At 67.4% G+C, this 15,746-nt stretch carries 17 protein-coding genes and 1 pseudogene; 2 read left to right on the forward strand and 16 right to left on the reverse strand.

From position 1 onward, the window contains the following. Positions 1-53: 53 nt before the first annotated feature. The 3 genes from ACFQBT_RS11935 to ACFQBT_RS11945 all read right to left on the reverse strand — a co-directional run bounded on the left by ACFQBT_RS11935 (position 54) and on the right by ACFQBT_RS11945 (position 1,921). A complete protein-coding gene (locus ACFQBT_RS11935; RefSeq protein ID WP_377822926.1) occupies positions 54-284 on the reverse strand; it encodes a helix-turn-helix domain-containing protein in 231 nt (76 codons plus the stop codon). After that, a complete protein-coding gene (locus tag ACFQBT_RS11940; RefSeq protein ID WP_377822928.1) occupies positions 281-868 on the reverse strand; it encodes a hypothetical protein in 588 nt (195 codons plus the stop codon). The genes ACFQBT_RS11935 and ACFQBT_RS11940 overlap by 4 nt, the downstream gene beginning before the upstream one ends. A 207-nt stretch (positions 869-1,075) precedes the next feature. Beyond that, positions 1,076-1,921, reverse strand: a complete 846-nt coding sequence (locus ACFQBT_RS11945; RefSeq protein ID WP_377822930.1) for a helix-turn-helix domain-containing protein — start codon at positions 1,919-1,921, stop codon at positions 1,076-1,078. 50 nt (positions 1,922-1,971) lie between these two features. On the opposite strand from ACFQBT_RS11945, the gene ACFQBT_RS11950 reads away from it, so the two are divergent. After that, a complete protein-coding gene (locus tag ACFQBT_RS11950; RefSeq protein ID WP_377822932.1) occupies positions 1,972-2,355 on the forward strand; it encodes a VOC family protein in 384 nt (127 codons plus the stop codon). A gap of 11 nt (positions 2,356-2,366) precedes the next feature. Here ACFQBT_RS11950 and ACFQBT_RS11955 read toward each other — a convergent pair whose 3' ends face one another. The 9 genes and pseudogenes from ACFQBT_RS11955 to rimP form a co-directional block, all read right to left on the reverse strand. Next, complete coding sequence (locus tag ACFQBT_RS11955) at positions 2,367-2,762, reverse strand: hypothetical protein (protein WP_377822934.1); 396 nt, start codon at positions 2,760-2,762, stop codon at positions 2,367-2,369. Continuing rightward, positions 2,759-4,171, reverse strand: coding sequence for a pyridoxal phosphate-dependent decarboxylase family protein (locus tag ACFQBT_RS11960; protein ID WP_377822936.1), 1,413 nt, complete (start codon positions 4,169-4,171; stop codon positions 2,759-2,761). The genes ACFQBT_RS11955 and ACFQBT_RS11960 overlap by 4 nt, the downstream gene beginning before the upstream one ends. Next, positions 4,168-4,662, reverse strand: a complete 495-nt coding sequence (locus ACFQBT_RS11965) for an MFS transporter (RefSeq protein WP_377825465.1) — start codon at positions 4,660-4,662, stop codon at positions 4,168-4,170. The genes ACFQBT_RS11960 and ACFQBT_RS11965 overlap by 4 nt, the downstream gene beginning before the upstream one ends. A gap of 55 nt (positions 4,663-4,717) precedes the next feature. Beyond that, positions 4,718-5,152, reverse strand: a pseudogene (locus ACFQBT_RS11970) (MFS transporter); the annotation flags it as partial. Then, positions 5,050-5,508: an MFS transporter gene (locus ACFQBT_RS11975; RefSeq protein WP_377822938.1), complete on the reverse strand. Its 459-nt coding sequence runs from the start codon at positions 5,506-5,508 to the stop codon at positions 5,050-5,052. The gene ACFQBT_RS11975 and the pseudogene ACFQBT_RS11970, both read right to left, overlap by 103 nt. Positions 5,509-5,839: 331 nt before the next feature. Continuing rightward, positions 5,840-8,746 carry a translation initiation factor IF-2 gene (infB, locus tag ACFQBT_RS11980; RefSeq protein WP_377822940.1) on the reverse strand — a complete coding sequence of 969 codons (2,907 nt, stop codon included), beginning with the start codon at positions 8,744-8,746 and terminating at the stop codon, positions 5,840-5,842. Positions 8,747-8,931: 185 nt separating this feature from the next. Continuing rightward, positions 8,932-9,231, reverse strand: coding sequence for a YlxR family protein (locus ACFQBT_RS11985; RefSeq protein WP_377822942.1), 300 nt, complete (start codon positions 9,229-9,231; stop codon positions 8,932-8,934). 46 nt (positions 9,232-9,277) lie between these two features. Beyond that, positions 9,278-10,324 (reverse strand): transcription termination factor NusA, encoded by a 1,047-nt coding sequence (nusA, locus tag ACFQBT_RS11990; protein ID WP_377822944.1) that lies wholly within the window; start codon positions 10,322-10,324, stop codon positions 9,278-9,280. Beyond that, positions 10,324-10,890 carry a ribosome maturation factor RimP gene (rimP, locus tag ACFQBT_RS11995; protein ID WP_377822946.1) on the reverse strand — a complete coding sequence of 189 codons (567 nt, stop codon included), beginning with the start codon at positions 10,888-10,890 and terminating at the stop codon, positions 10,324-10,326. Before rimP ends, nusA begins: the two co-directional genes overlap by 1 nt. Positions 10,891-10,998: 108 nt before the next feature. Here rimP and ACFQBT_RS12000 point away from each other — a divergent pair, with 108 nt between their 5' ends. Continuing rightward, a complete protein-coding gene (locus ACFQBT_RS12000) occupies positions 10,999-11,511 on the forward strand; it encodes a DUF3817 domain-containing protein (protein ID WP_377822948.1) in 513 nt (170 codons plus the stop codon). 27 nt (positions 11,512-11,538) lie between these two features. Here ACFQBT_RS12000 and ACFQBT_RS12005 read toward each other — a convergent pair whose 3' ends face one another. The 4 genes from ACFQBT_RS12005 to ACFQBT_RS12020 form a co-directional block, all read right to left on the reverse strand. Further along, positions 11,539-12,420, reverse strand: a complete 882-nt coding sequence (locus ACFQBT_RS12005) for an ABC transporter permease (protein ID WP_377822950.1) — start codon at positions 12,418-12,420, stop codon at positions 11,539-11,541. Continuing rightward, on the reverse strand, positions 12,407-13,207 hold the full coding sequence (locus ACFQBT_RS12010; protein ID WP_377822952.1) for an ABC transporter ATP-binding protein: 801 nt from the start codon (positions 13,205-13,207) through the stop codon (positions 12,407-12,409). The genes ACFQBT_RS12005 and ACFQBT_RS12010 overlap by 14 nt, the downstream gene beginning before the upstream one ends. Then, positions 13,204-14,283: an ABC transporter substrate-binding protein gene (locus ACFQBT_RS12015; RefSeq protein WP_377822954.1), complete on the reverse strand. Its 1,080-nt coding sequence runs from the start codon at positions 14,281-14,283 to the stop codon at positions 13,204-13,206. Before ACFQBT_RS12015 ends, ACFQBT_RS12010 begins: the two co-directional genes overlap by 4 nt. 65 nt (positions 14,284-14,348) lie before the next feature. Then, positions 14,349-15,665 carry a sulfate adenylyltransferase subunit 1 gene (locus tag ACFQBT_RS12020; RefSeq protein ID WP_377822956.1) on the reverse strand — a complete coding sequence of 439 codons (1,317 nt, stop codon included), beginning with the start codon at positions 15,663-15,665 and terminating at the stop codon, positions 14,349-14,351. Positions 15,666-15,746: the final 81 nt, after the last annotated feature.

Genomic DNA, 15,746 nt, shown 5'->3' on the forward strand with positions numbered 1-15,746 from the left:
CACGTTCGCGACGCTACCGCCCGGCTTGCGGGATGGACAGCCTTAGGGATGCATCAGTCGTCGACGATGACCAGCAGCTGACCGACTTCACAATCCAGCGCCCGGCAGATGGCTGACAGGGTCGAATACCGGATTGCCTTGGCCCTGTCGTTCTTGAGGACCGACAGGTTCACCAGTGACACCCCCACCAACTCACTTAACCGGGTGAGTGTCATGTCCCGCTCGGCCAGCAATTCATCGAGACGGCAGTGGATTCCAGTCGGTTCGTCAGCCGGCGGCGTCATATGAGCCCGTCCACATCTCGTTGCAGCACGCCGCCGTATCGGACCATCGCCGCGAAGGCCGCGAGCAGCAGGGCCAGACCCACCGGCCACCACACGATGGTCCAGCTGCCATCACTCTGGGGCAATCCGGTCGGTAGCTCCTGCCCATGCACATCTGGGCTCGACCAGGTGGTGAGTTGCAGCAAGGCCTCGGAGGCGCGGACGCCGGCGACTGCGTGCAGGATCTGAGCTAGAAGGCCCCCTATCAACACCGCCAACGCCGCCCATCCCGCCGCGTTCGAGAGTACCGGGGCGAACGGGTTGCCGCGGAGGAGTTGCCAGCAGGCGAGCGCAACCAGCACGCAGATTGTCAATAGAACCGCCGACGACGCAACGTCGCCAAGAGTCCAGATGATGCGCGTCCCGGCCTGCAGACCGCTCACGGAAACGTCGGCTGAGGTGAAGCCTCCGTCCACGACATGCGCCGTCGGGCCCTCCACTGTGACGCCTGGGTTGAGTGCGGGCCAGAAGGAGGAAACCGGCACCGTCATAGCGGAAGGCCCGCTGCTGAAACATCGCATGATGCTGATGACCATCGCGCCCACCGCGACTAGTCCGCCTAACGCCGCGGCTCCTCCCGTTACCTGAACAACCGCGCGGCCAGACAGGCGGTCGCGACGAGTCACGACGACTGCGACTGCGACTAGCGCAACCACTGTGGCGACAGCCAGGCCACCAAACGTCATCCCAAGCCTCTTTGTTATCGATCAACGATAATAACGTTATTCGATAATATGTGAGGTGTCGAGCATCTACGTCCCGGTCAGCGCGGAAGCATAGGCCCGCGGGGTCTGTCCGACGATGCGCTTGAAGTCACGGCTGAAGTGCGCGTAATCGAACCAGCCCAGATCGTGCGCAAGACCCGAAAGACTCTCGTACTCCGCGGCATTCAGCCGTTGGAGCGACTGATGGACGCGGCGGCGCATCAACAGCCATTTCGGACCGACGCCGATGTAAAAGTTGCTCAGCCGCTCCAGCGAACGCTCGGTCAGACCGACCTGATCGGCCAGCTCGGCGACTGAGGACGCTTCCGCCGCATCGACAATCGCCGCCCGCTCCAGGATGCTCTCCGCTTCGTCCAGGTCGTAGACGTACCTATCTACCTGCCCGCTCACGAAGGCGTCGAACCGGAGGGCGGCGTTCTCCTGCCGGGGGTCGATGCCTTCCAGGGGATCCACCTGGCCGATGAACTTCTCGGCTCGAAACGTCCTGTCCCGCAGGCTCCTTGCGTCGATACCCGTGATCACGGAGAACGCTCCTGGTCGATAACGTATGCCGACCACGTGTCCCCAGCCGTACAACGTCACGTCGAAGCGGCGCCGACTGACCACACCGGTGATGTAGGACCCGGGGCGTTCGGCACCGTGCCGGATCGAACCGCCCCACTCATTCGTGAGGTTGATCGCGGACAACGGCACGAGTGACGCGACGTACCTGGTCCCTGGCGGTAGGTCCCACGACACCGACCAGAAGTGCTCGACGAACTGAGGATTCATCGCGCTTCGCCACCGCTGCAGCGTCGCGTGTCGCGCGAATCCGGCCGGGTCGAGGAGCACGCCCCGCTCGGCCAGGTGTGTCGGTTTCGTCCTAGTCACCATCAGGCTGAGCGTAGGACGCTGGTCGGACAGACCCCGATCAAGGAGCTACCGTGCCCTCTACCGCCACTCTCGCCATGGTCAGCATCGACTGCCCCGACCCCCAGACCGTCACGAAGATGTCTGAGTTCTACCAGGGCGTGCTCGGTTGGGACGTCGCCTACGAAGGCGACGGTTACGCGATGCTGAAGGACGGCACCGCGGCCGCTCTCGGCTTCGGCGTTGCCGAGGACTTCAGAGTTCCGGAGTGGCCCAATCACGGCACCAAGCAGTTCCACCTCGACCTAGGTGCCGATGACGTCGAAGCCACGGTGCAGCACTGCGTCGAACTCGGCGCCACCAAACCCGAGGACCAGCCCGGCGGCGACCGTTGGACAGTCCTGCTCGACCCTGCCGGTCACCCGTTCTGCGTGACCAACCTGGCGAACTGGGGCTGAGCCCTGGCCCCTCAGAGTTTCGAGTCCGTCACTGCAGCAAAGAGGGTTCCGAGACCCCTGGCCACCGTCGGTAACGCTGCGCCCACCGGCTGCTGATACGCGTCCTTCACGGCTTCCGCATCGGTGTTCTCGTTGTACTCCCGTAGTCGGTCCTCGAGATCCGGGCCCTCAATGCTGACGTTGGCTATGCGCCCGGACGCGATTTCGACGACGACATCGAAGCAACCTCCGCGACCCAGATCCGCCAGATCGCGGGAGTCGCACAGCTCCGGTGCCATCTCGTACACCGCGTCCAGCGGCGCGCAGAAGATGAACTGACCCTCGTCACCGGTGCCTTGCACGTCGGCGAAGCCGCGGGGCTCAAGCAAGGGATAGAGGGCCGCGCTGACCATGGCTGCCGTGCTCATCGCGAGAGTCGATCGAGGAAGGCGATCAACAGGGCCTCGCGCACGGCCGGCGGCGCGATGTCGAGGAGCGCGTTCACGGCAGCCATCCGCGGCGGGGCCGCCACCTGACCATCGGCTTCGGCAAGCCCGGCGATCTGCAACAACGCATCGAACGTTGCGTCGTCCAGGGTCGCCGGATCGATCGCTGCTGCGGCATCGCGCAAGCCCGGGTCGACCTGGATCGGGCCGACGGCCACCGCCGCGGAGACCGAACCGCTGAGCGCGGCGAGGAATTCCGGCACTGACGGCGCGGTTGCTGCCGACAGGCTCACGTGGACAGTCGCCGGGAAATCCTTGAACGACATCTGCGGCTGCACGAACCAGCCCCGGTCCAACATCAGGTCGCTCAGGGTGAAGACGTCCAGCGCGTCGTCCACTCCGATCGCGACGAGAGTCGAGTCCGGCGATGCGACCACGTGCAGGTGGTCGATGGACGCGATGCCATCGCCGACCGCGCGGGTACCGGCGAGTGCATCCTGCGCCAGGCGCCGGTAGCCATCGACGCCGAAGTACCTCACCACCGCCCATGCTGCTGCGACCGGTCCGCCGGACTTCGTCGACTGGACGGTCGAGTTGAGCATCGTGTACCCCGGCCAGTCGGCGCTGGCGAAGAACTGGGCCTGCCGGAACCCCGGATCCCTATACAGCAGAAGGGAAACGCCCTTGGGCGTGTAGGCGTACTTGTGCAGGTCGGCCGAGATGCTGGTCACGCCTTCGACCGCGAAGTCCCATGGCGGCAGGCCCTCAGCCCACGGGAGTACCCACCCGCCGATGCAGGCGTCCACGTGCAGCCGGACGCCGGCCGGCCGGGTGAGTTCGGCAACCTGCCGGACCGGGTCGAGGACACCGTGCGCGTACGACGGCGCGGACACCGCGACCATGACCACCCGATCGCCGTATTGCTCCAATGCCTTTCCGATTGCGGCCGGGTCCGCGCGGAAGCTCACCGGATCGACCGGCACACTGACCCGCTCCACACCGAAGTAGTGACACGCCTTGTGGAAGGCGGCATGGATGGTATCGGGTACGACGATCACCGGCTTGTCGACGTCCGCCGCGTCGCGTGCGGTCTTGACCGCCAGCAGGATTGACTCGGTCCCGCCGGAGGTCACGGTCCCTACCATCTGGTCACCACCGTGGAACATCGGGCGGGCGAACTCGACGAGGTCTCGTTCCATCTGCAACAAGCTCGGAAACGCCGTGGGGTCAAGGCCATTCGTGCCGCCGTACATCGCCAGGGCAGTGCGGCCCAGCTCATCGGCCTCCGCGACACCGGAGTCGTAGACGTAGGCGAGCGTCCGGCCTCCGTGCGTCGGGAGGTCGCGCGCCCGCAGTCCCTCCAGTTGACCCAGGATCTGCCGCGTGGTCACCCGGCGATAGTCTCACGAGGGGCGAGCCGGCTGTCCAGCCGGTAGCCACGCAGCGGTACCAGGCTCAGTGCCACCAGCGCGGCGGGAAGTATGGTGAATCCCAGCCGGATGGCCCATCGCGCCGAACCGGGCTGCTCAACCGACTCGTCCGCGGTGGAAGAGACGTAACCACCGACGGCCAGGATGATGGCAAAGAAGGCAGGCCCCAGGGCCAGTCCCAACGTCTCCGCCGCGGTCCAGACGCCACTGAACAGACCGATCCGGTTCTCGTTGCGCCCTGTGGGGTTGTGCGATGCCGCGTCGGCGAACATCGCCATCGGCAGAATCTGCGCCCCGGAGTAGCCCACGCCCACTACGGCGGCGGCTGGATAGACCAGCCACTGCTGGCCGGCCAGCGCCACGAAGAGCAGAACCATCCCGACCAGCATGAACACACTGGACCAGACCCAGCCACGTAGCTTGCCTCGGCGATGTGCATACCGAGCCCGCAGGGGTTACGATGAGTGCCGGACCGACAAACGCGACGAAGAGCAGCGATGCAGCTGACTTCTTCTCCAGCAGGTCCTTCGCGACATACGCGACGCCAGCCAGCATCACCCCTACGGCGAGCGCCTGGAGAACGAACGTCAGCAGCAGTGCCCGGAAGTCCGTGTTCTCGTTCACCGCTCGCACCTGGTCGCGTAGACCCTCCTCGACGGATGGAATCCGATGTTCGGGGGCGCCCTTGGTCGCCCACCACGCGCCGACCACGCCGGCGGTCAGCAGCAGCGCGACGTACACGCCCATCGCCCGGTATCCGGCGGCACTTTTGTGACCGAACGCGTCCACGATCAGTGGTGCGGTCGCGCCGGAGATCAGGATGGCCAGCGCGATGATTGCTACGCGGGGGTCATCAGCGCCGTTCGCTCCCGGTAGTCCTGGGTCATCTCGGCGGGCATCGCGAAATACGGCACCTGGAAGAAGGCGTACGCCGTGGCACACAGCAAGAAGAGCAACACCACCCACCCGGCAGCCAGGGCCGGTGGCGCGGTCGGCCCAGCGAACATCAGGGCGAAACAGAACGCCAGCGTCAAGCCGCCCTTGAGCAGGAAAGGGCGCCGTCGCCCGGCTGGGTTGGTGGATCGGTCGGAGATGCGACCCGCGATCGGGTTCATCACGACGTCCCAAGCCTTTGGAACGAAGACAATCAGACCGGCAACACCCGCAGCGACGCCGAGGGCATCGGTGAGGTAGGGCAGCAACAGCAAACCGGGCACGGTACCGAAGGTGCCGGTGGCAATACTGCCCAAGCCGTATCCGTTCACGATTCGCTTCGGCAGCGGTGCAGCAGACGACATGTAGCCAAACGCTAGTGGCGAGTATCCCCGCAGCGGGCCGGATGTTCGAAACCGTTGCGAGGTCAATCGATTCCGGCCACTGGTCGCACAAGCCAACGAGGTAACAGCGATTCCCCGGGAGGATCCGCACTGGATCCGCCCGGGGAATCATCTGCGCCGCCGGCTCGGCTGGCGCCTCGCCGACAATTGCGGGCTGCTCGGCTAGCGCCTCGCCGACAACTGCGGGCTCGCTCTACGTCAGGCGCAGTGCCCTACTTCGCACCTTCCTAGACCTCGCCCTCCGCCGCCGGCTCGGCTAGCGCCTCGCCGACAACTGCGGGCTCGCTCTACGTCAGGCGCGGGGCTTCTCGCGCTGTTCGTACGTCGTGATCAGGTCACCGATCTGCAGGTCGTTGTAGGACCCGAGGTTGATACCGCACTCGAAGCCCTCGCGGACCTCGGTGACGTCATCCTTGAAGCGCCGCAGACCGGCAATCTCCACGTCCTCGGACACCACGACGCCCTCGCGGGTGATGCGGGCCTTCGACCCGCGCCTGATCTCGCCGCTGCGCACGATCGAACCGGCGATGTTGCCGAACTTGGAGGACCGGAAGATCTCACGGATCTCGGCCGAACCCAGCTCGACTTCCTCGTACTCCGGCTTGAGCATGCCCTTCAGCGCGGACTCGATGTCCTCGATCGCCTGGTAGATGACCGAGTAGTAGCGGATCTCGACACCTTCGTGCTCGGCGTACTCCGCGTTCTGGCCCTCGGCCCGCACGTTGAAGCCGATGATGATGGCGTCCGAGGCCACGGCGAGGTTGATGTTGTTCATCGTGATGGCACCCACGCCACGGTCGATGATCCGCAGGTCCACCTCGTCGCCCACGTCGATCTGCAGCAGCGCGTCCTCGAGGGCTTCGACTGAACCGGACACGTCGCCCTTGAGGATCAGGTTCAGCGTCTCGACCTTGCCGGCCTCCAGGGCCTCGTTGAGGTCCTCCAGGCTGATCCGCTTGCGCGCCTTGGCCAGCGACGCCTGCCGGTCAGCAGCCTCACGACGCTCGGCGATCTGACGCGCCGTGCGGTCGTCGGGCGCCACGATGAACGTGTCACCGGCGCGCGGGACGGACGCCAGACCCATCACCTGCACCGGTCGCGAAGGACCGGCCTCGGTGAGGTTCTTGCCGTGCTCGTCCAGCAGAGCACGCACGCGGCCGTGCGCCGTACCGGCGACGATCGCGTCACCGACGTGCAACGTGCCGGACTGCACCAGCACGGTCGCGACGGCACCGCGGCCCCGGTCCAGGTTGGCTTCGATGGCCACACCGCGAGCGTCCTTGTCCGGGTTGGCCCGCAGGTCGAGCGCGGCGTCGGCGGTCAACAGAACCGCCTCGAGCAGCGCGTCGATGTTCTGACCCTGCTTGGCCGACACGTCCACGAACATGGTGTCGCCGCCGTACTCCTCGGCCACCAGGTTGTACTCGGTCAGCTGCTGACGGATCTTGGCCGGGTTGGCGCCCTCGACGTCGATCTTGTTGACCGCAACCACGATCGGCACGTCGGCCGCCTGGGCGTGGTTCAACGCTTCGATCGTCTGCGGCATCACACCGTCGTCGGCAGCGACGACCAGGATCGCGATGTCGGTCACCTTCGCACCGCGGGCACGCATGGCGGTGAACGCCTCGTGACCGGGGGTGTCGATGAAGGTGATCGCGCGGTCCTCGCCCTCGTGGTTGGTGTGCACCTGGTAAGCACCGATGTGCTGGGTGATGCCACCGGCCTCGCCCTCGGCGACGTCCGCATGGCGGATCGCATCCAACAGGCGGGTCTTACCGTGGTCAACGTGACCCATGACGGTCACGACCGGCGGCCGCGGCTGCAGGTCGGACTCGTCCTCGGCCTCTGCCTCGGCGTCCAGGTCGATGTTGAAGGCGCTGAACAGCTCCTTCTCCTCGTCCTCGGGCGAGACGACCTCGATGTTGTAACCGAGTTCGGCACCGAGCAGTTTGAAGGTGTCCTCGTCCAACGACTGGGTGGCCGTGGCCATCTCACCGAGGTGGAAGAGCACCGTCACCAGCGACGCCGGGTTGGCATCGATGCGATCGGCGAAGTCACTCAGCGTGGCTCCGCGGCGCACCCGCACCACGGTCTTGCCGTCACCGTGCGGAACGCTGACGCCACCGATGGTGGGCGCCTGCATCTGCTCGAACTCCTGGCGCTTGGCGCGCTTGGACTTGCGACCGCGGACCTTCCCACCGCCACGTCCGAACGCACCCTGAGTGCCACCGCGACCGCCGGGACGGTTGCCGCCACCGCCGGGGCGACCGGCGAAGCCGCCGCCACCTGCACGGTTGCCGCCACCGGGACCACCACGGCCACCGGCACCGGCGCGACCGGCACCGGGACCGCCGACCGAGGACTTGCCGGGCATCATCCCGGGGTTCGGGCGGGCGCCGCCGGCGCCAGCACCCGGACGCCCGGCGCTTCCGGGACGCGGAGCGGCCGGACGCGGACCTGCCGCGCCGCCGGTGCCGCGCGCGGCAGCCGGACGGGGCATCCCCTGGTTCGGGGCAAACGGGTTGTTACCGGGTCGCGGCGCGGCGCCGGTCTGCATCCCCTGACGGGGAGCAAAGGGATTGTTGCCGGGACGGGCACCGCCGGGACGGGTTGACGAACCGCCCTGTCGCGCAGCACCGCCCGGACGCGGAGCGTTGCCGCCGGAGCGCGGAGCCGGAGTGGACGGCCGGGGCGCAGCCGGGCCGGGCCGCGGACCGGAAGAGCCGGGTGTCGCCGCACGGGCGGCGGGAGCCTCAGGTGCAGCCGGGGCCGGCGCAGCAGGCTCGGCGGGTGCCGGAGCAGCCGGGGCGGGCGCCGGAGCAGCCGGAGCAGCCGGGGCGGGCGCCGGAGCAGCCGGCTTGGCCGGTGCTGCGGGGGTCGCCGCGACTTCGGCGACCTTCGCTGCGGGTGCCGCCGTCTCAGGCTGGGTGGGGGCGGGCGCCGATGGCGCACGCTTCACTGTCGGCTTGGCCGGAGTGGCCTTGGCGGCAGTCGTCTTCGCCGGTGCGGACTTGGTCGCCGCAGGAGCAGCGGGCTTCGCCGCCGCCGGCGGGTTTTCCTTGATTTTGCGGACTACCGGAGCCTCGATGGTCGAGCTCGCCGACTTGACGAACTCACCCTGCTCCTTCAGGTAGGCCAGTAGTTCCTTGCTGCCGATTCCGAGCTCTTTGGCGAGCTCGTGGACCCGGACCTTTGCCACGCTTCTCCTCGTCGAGGTTGGTGACGGTCCGAGTCAGGGTGACGCGGACCGTCAGTTTTTGGGGATGCTCATCGCTGAGTACTCATCGGTCACTCATCAGCGTCGAACCCGCTCTCGGTCTTGTGTCGCAGCCGGATCTCCGGCAGTACGACGCGGTGGTGTGCACTTCGTCTTGCGCGTTGGTGTCAGTCGAGCCCTTCGCGGCGATCCGCCACGAACTGCTGCACCGCGTCCGTATCCACCGCATGGGTGAGTCGTAACGCGCGACCGAAGGCCCGTCGCCGGATCGCCTTGCTCAGACAATCAGCATCAGGATGCAACCAAGCCCCTCGACCCGGCAGCACGCCACGGGGGTCGGGTACGACGAGAACCGGCGAAACCGGTCCTGCTACCCGCCGATCCGCGACAACCCGCACCAGCGCTGATCGATCGTCTCGCCGCCCGCACCCTATGCAGGTGCGCAAGCCGCAGTGATCGATCTTCACCAGTTTACCCCAGGCCGGTCGTTGCCCCGACCACTGCGCAGCGCGCTCAGGGGCCCTCGTCGGCCGCGGATGCGGCGGGATCCGGTGCGGTGTCGGGGACGATGTCGATCCGCCAGCCGGTCAGCCGGGCCGCCAGCCGAGCGTTCTGGCCCTCCTTGCCGATTGCCAGCGACAGCTGGAAATCGGGTACGACGACCCGGGCGATCCGTGCCCGTGGATCCACGATGGTCGCCGACAGCACCCGCGCCGGCGACAGGGCGGCCGCCACGAACTCCTGCGGGATCTCGCTGTAGTCGACGATGTCGATCTTCTCGCCGTTCAACTCGTTCATGACGGCGCGGACCCGTGAACCCATCGGACCGATGCTGGCGCCCTTCGCGTTGACACCCGGCGACTTCGAGGTCACGGCCATTTTGGAGCGGTGCCCCTCCTCACGCGCGATGGCCGCGATCTGCACCGTGCCGTCGGCGATCTCGGGCACTTCCAGCGCGAACAGCTTGCGGACAAGGTTGGGGTGCGAGCGCGACAGCGTGATCTGCGGGCCTTTCATGCCGCGCTTCACGCTCACCACGTAGCACCGGATGCGCTCGCCGTGTTTGTAGACCTCACCGGGCACCTGCTCCGCCGACGGCAGGATCCCCTCGACGCTGCCCAGATCTACCCGCACATTGCGCGGGTCGCTGGACTGCTGGATGACCCCGGCTACGACGTCGCCCTCTTTGCCGCGAAAATCGCCGAGGACCGCTTCGTCGGCAACGTCGCGCATCCGCTGGACGATGACCTGCCGAGCCGTGGCGGCCGCCACCCGGCCGAAGTCGGAGGGTGTGTCGTCGAACTCCGGGCCCAGTTCGTAGCGCGGCGACGCCGGTTCGGCGTCTTCGTCGGTCTCCTCGGCCGGGATCTCGATGCGTTCGCGGGCGAGCACCCGCACGTCACCGCTCTTGCGGTCCAACTCCACGCGTGCGTCCTGGTAGGTGTCGCTCTCGCGGTGGTAGGCGGTCAGCAGCGCCTGTTCGATCGCCGGAATGATCACGTCCAGCGGGATGTCGCTCTCCCGCTCCAACGCCCGCAGGATGGCCATGTCGATGTGCATCAGGCTTCGTCCCCTTCACCGTCTTCGTCGACGTTCGTGTCTGAAGTCTCTTTGCCTACCTTCGAAAACTCCACCTGGATATCGGCTCGGCCGCACTCGGCGTACGTCAGCGTGGTCTCAGTGGTGGCGCCCTTGGGTCCGGTGACCAGCAGACTCACCCCGTCCGCGTCCGCGGACACGATGCGGCCTTCGACCGGCTCTCCGCCCTCCCGGACGATCCGGACCAAGCGCCCGACGTTGCGGCGGAAGTGCCGTGGGCTGGTCAGCGGCCGGTCCGTGCCGGGTGAGCTGACCTCCAGCACGTACGCCGCGTCGCCCATCAGGTCGGCTTCGTCCATGGCCGTGCCGATCACCCGGGTGGCGTCGGCGACCAGGTCCAGATCCACCGGGGCAGTCGGGGTGGTGGTGGCGGGGCCGTCATCGGGGATATCGCGGTCCACGAGCACGCGCACGATCCGTCGTCTACCGGCCGGAGCAACCGTGAGGTCCTCGACCCGCAGGTGCAAGGGAGTCAGTCGGTCGCTGAGTTCCTGCGCGATCCGCTCGGTGCGCACGGACGTACTCATAACGATCTCCTGTTGTGTCATGCGGTTGTCAGCTGGTGGGCTTCGGCCAGCCTATCGCGCTGCCGTAGCCTGACCCCAGTCCAGACCGACCAACCAGGAGCCACCCCCGTGACGCTTGACGCCCCGCGTTCGCTGCCCGTGGAGGGCACCGACGCCGCCGGTACGCCGCGCCAGATCTTCCGTTTCGTGGCGATGGCCGAAGCGGTCTCGTGGACCCTTCTGATCGGCGGAATGATCCTGCGCGCTGCCACCGGCAACCAGATCGGCGTGCGGGTCGGAGGCGGGATCCACGGTTTCGTCTTCCTTGCTTTCGTCGTGGTGACCGCGCTCGTGGCGGTCAACCAGCGGTGGCGTCTGCCGACCGTGCTGCTGGCGTTGGTGTCGTCCGTGATCCCGTGGGCCACGGTCCCGGCGGAGATCCACCTGCAGCGGCGCGGCCTGCTGGAGGGTGATTGGCGTCGTACGCCGACCCGGGACCCCCGCAATCAGCGACCGGCCGATCGGCTCCTGCGAGCACTGCTGGCGCGGCCGGTCGCGGCAGCCGCGGTGTGGCTCGCGGTCGTAGCGGCGGTCTTCGTGGTGCTGCTGATCGTCGGGCCGCCGTTCGGTAAGAACGGCTGACCCCAGACCTTCGATGAAGTGCCGGGACTACAGGCCGGCCGGCGTCAACCCTCGTGCCCGCAGGACTCGGCGCTCCAGCGGCGCGAAAACCAACAGATCGATCACGATGCCCACGACTAGGATCAGCGCGATAGCGGCGATCACCGTCGGCATGTCGGACTGGGTGCTGCCGTTCTCGAGCATCTGACCGAGGCCGGATCCGAGGCTCGGCGCGTTCGCAACCAACTCCGCGGCCATGAGCGAGCGCCAGGCGAAGGCCCACCCCTGCTTGAGGCCGGACACGTAGGTCGGCAGCGCCGCCGGCAGCAGCACGTAGCGGATCATCTCCAGTCGGTTCGCGCCCAGCACGGTGCCGGCCCGTCGCAGGAGCGGCGGGGTCTGATCGAGGCCGCCGATCAGACCGTTGGCGATCGAGGGCACCGCACCCAGCAGCACCACCAGGTAGATGGTCGCCGGGCTCAGCTGGAAGACCACGATGGCGAACGGCACCCACGCCACCGAGGGCAGCGACTGCATCGCGGACAGTAGTGGCCGGAAACCCTTGCGCAGTACGGCGAACTGGCCGATGAGCAGACCCAGGATGGTTCCGATGACCACCGAAACGGCGAAGCCGATCAGACCGCGGTGCAAGCTGACCCAGATCGCGCTCCACGCATCACCGGAGCGGATGGACTGCCACAGCGTGCTCCAGACACTTCCCGGACTGGGCAGCACCCACGGGTCCTTGACGCCGGACAGGTAGATCAGCTGCCAGATGCCGATGAGGGCGGCGACGACTGCGATCGGCGCAAGGATCGCGACCCAGTCGATACGTCGGCGGCGCCCGGTGATCGACTGGTCCTCGAGCGCATCCAGCCCGTCGCTGATCTGGTCGAGCTCGGTCGTGGAGGACAACTCAGCGGTTGACATGGCGCACGATCTCCTCTCGCAGGGCAAGGGTGATTTCGGTGGAGAGGGCACCGACGGCCGGGTCCTCGATGTTGCGCGGCTGGGACAGTTCGACATCCCAGGTCTTCAGCACCCGGCCGGGTCGGCTGGACAACAGCACCACCCGCTGGCCGAGGCGCACGGCTTCGCGCACGTTGTGGGTGACGAAGATGATCGTCATCCCGCTGCTGGTCCACAGCTGCGACAGCTCCTCGTGCAGCACGTCGCGGGTGATGGCATCCAGAGCCGCGAACGGTTCGTCCATCAAGAGCACGTCGCCACCTTGAGCGAGGCTGCGGGCCAACGCGATTCGCTGGCGCTGGCCGCCGGACAACTCGTGGACCCGGCGGTCCCCTGCGCCGCCGAGACGGACCAGGTCGAGCAGTTCCTGGCGGCGCCGTGCTCGCTCGCCGCGCGGCGTACCGCCCAGTTTGAGGGCCAGGTCGATGTTGCCGGCGGCGGTCAACCACGGGAAGAGCGCCGACTCCTGGAACATCAACGCGGCCTGCTTGCCGCCGGCGATCTCGATCCGGCCGCCGGTGGGCTCGTCCAGGCCGGCGATCAGGTTCAGCAGGGTGCTCTTGCCGCAACCGGAAGCGCCCAGGACGGTCACGAACTCCCCGGCGGCCACGTCGAGGTTGATGTGATCGAGCGCGAGCACCTGGGTGCCGTCCCCGCCGTCGAAGGCCTTCGACACGTTCTCGACGCGGACACGGGGCGCGCCCGCCTCGACGTCGACGTTGTGAGATTGCTGCGTCACGGTCGTCATTTCTGTCCCAATCCGGCGTCGGAGACCGCGGGCTTGCCCTTGGCCTTCAGCACCTCGTTCAAGAGCGTCAGGTCGTAGATGCCCTTCAGGTCCGTCTTCTTCAGCAGGTTCACATCGACGGCGTGGTCGGCGACGGTCTGCAGTGACGACGCGTAGGGGTCCCAGCCGAGCGTCACGTTGGCCAGTGCGGTGGCCGCGACCCCCTTGGGCAGCGACTTGCCGGTCAGCTTCTTCAGTGCCGCGTCCAGGTCGGTCGCCGCCACGGTCTTGTTGGCATTGATCCAGTCCGCGGTGTCCACCTGGCCGGCCAGGAGGTCCTTGACCGTTTGCGGGTATTGCTTGAGGAATTTCGTGGAGACCAGCAGGTTGGTCGTGACGAACTGCCCACCGGGCCACAGGGTCTTCTCATCGACCAGCACGTGCCCGTCGCCTTGGGCGACCAGCCGGGTCAGCCAGGGCTCGGGTAGCCACCCGCCATCGATCCGGCCCTGCTTGAACAGGTCCAGGGTCTGCGCGTTGTCCTGGGCGACGATCGTGACGTTCTTGGCGCCTGAACCGTTGACGGTGAAGCCTTGCTGCTTCAGGTAGTACTTGGCGGCGATGTCCTGGGTACCGCCGAGCTGCGGCGTCGCAATCGTCTTGCCGGCCAGGTCGTTGACCGAGTTGATCTTGTCGCTGACGACCAGTCCGGCCCCGCCGGATGCACCGCCGGCGATCACCCGCACCGCCTCGCCGTTGCTCTTGGAGTAGGCGTTGATGGCCGGGTTGGGCCCGACGTACACCGCGTCGATTGCCCCGGACAGGAGCGCCTGCGTGGCCGCGGGACCGGCGTTGAACGTCTGCGTCTCCAGCTTGGTCTTGCCCAATGCCTTCGCGTACCGGCCCTGTTCGACTCCGAGGACGGGTACGGCGTGGGTCACGTTGGGGAAGTACCCGAGGCGCAGGGTGCTGGCGGTGCCGTCACCGGACTGGGTCACGTTGCTGGACGCATCCGAGGAGGAGCACCCGGCAATCGCCGCAGTGGCCAGGGCGGCGACGGCCGCGGAGGCGAGGGCGATCGAGAACCGGTTGGTCATGGTGGTGCTCCTATGGGAAACGTAGGGAATAGCGAGTCGGAAAGCGGAGAACTGTGCTGGCTGACTCAGGCGGTCAGACGGTCGCTGGCCCCGGCGAGGCCCGCGGCGATAGTGGCGCCCGTGTCGGGGTCGATCACGAGGAACGCGCCGGTCCCCCGCAGCTCGGCGTACGCATCGAGTGCAACGGGTTCGGCCAGTTGGACGCTGACCTGTCCGATGTCATTGAGACACAGACGATCGCCGCGATCGCTCCAGGTGAGCTCGTCGGCGTCCCACGTGGCGCTGACGGGGCCGAGCATCCCGCGAACCGTGCGTGTGCCGGCCTTGACCAGCACCCGCTGCCGGGTCACGGAGTCCTTCTCCGAGAGCCAGGTCAGGACCCCGTCGATCTGGCGCAGTACGCCGATCCCGGACCCCCACTGCTCGTTCTCACCTTCGCGGACAAGGACTTCACCGCGCGCGATATCGAGTTCGTCGGCGAGCAGCAGCGTCACGGATTCACCGGCGACCGCGCGCTGTTGCGGACCGGTGGGCCCATCGATGCCGGTGATCTTCGAAGTCTGCCCGGACGGCTGGGCGGTGATCTCATCGCCGATCTGGACGCTACCGCTGGCGATGCGCCCTGCCAGGCCCCGGTAGTCCGGATGTGCCTCGGTGCGCGGTCGGATCACCAATTGCACTGGCAGCCGGAAGGGTTCGAACTCGCCGGTGCCGCCCGAGGGCAGCTCCTCCAGCAGCGGCAGCAGGGCCTTGCCGGCGTACCAGGACGGACCGCCTTCGACGATGTTCTCGCCCGTCAACGCGCTCACGGGGACGATGTCGACGCCGCGCAGACCCACCTTGGCGGCGACCCCTCGGACATCGGCGGCGACCCGCTCGAAGCGCTCCTGGGACCAATCGACCGCGTCCATCTTGTTCACGGCGAAGACCACGGTCGGTACCCGCAGCAGGGCCAGTAGCGCTGCGTGCCTGCGGGTTTGGACACTCACCCCGTTACGTACGTCGATCAGCACCACCGCGGCGTCGGCCGTTGAGGCGCCGGTCACCGTATTGCGGGTGTACTGCACGTGTCCGGGAGTGTCAGCCAGCACGAAGCTGCGCCGCGGGGTGGAGAAGTAGCGGTAGGCGACGTCGATGGTGATGCCCTGCTCACGTTCGGCTCGCAAGCCGTCGGTGAGCAGCGCAAGGTCGAAGTCACCGGCGCCGCGCCGTTGACTGGCTGCCAACGTGGCGTCGTACTGATCGGCCAGGATCGACTTGGTGTCGTGCAGCAGTCGGCCCACCAGGGTCGACTTGCCGTCGTCCACCGAGCCGGCGACGACCAGGCGGAGTTGGCCGATTGCGGGTGCGTCGGGCACAGAGGGGCTGTCGGTGTGGGTCATCTTTCGCCTTCAATCAGATATGGATTCGCTGCGGGGCTTCCGGTGCGGGGTGCCGGCGCGCAGTGACGGCCCGCCGGCCCG

The sequence above is a fragment of the Branchiibius cervicis genome (assembly GCF_042661605.1).
Lineage (GTDB): Bacteria > Actinomycetota > Actinomycetes > Actinomycetales > Dermatophilaceae > Branchiibius > Branchiibius cervicis.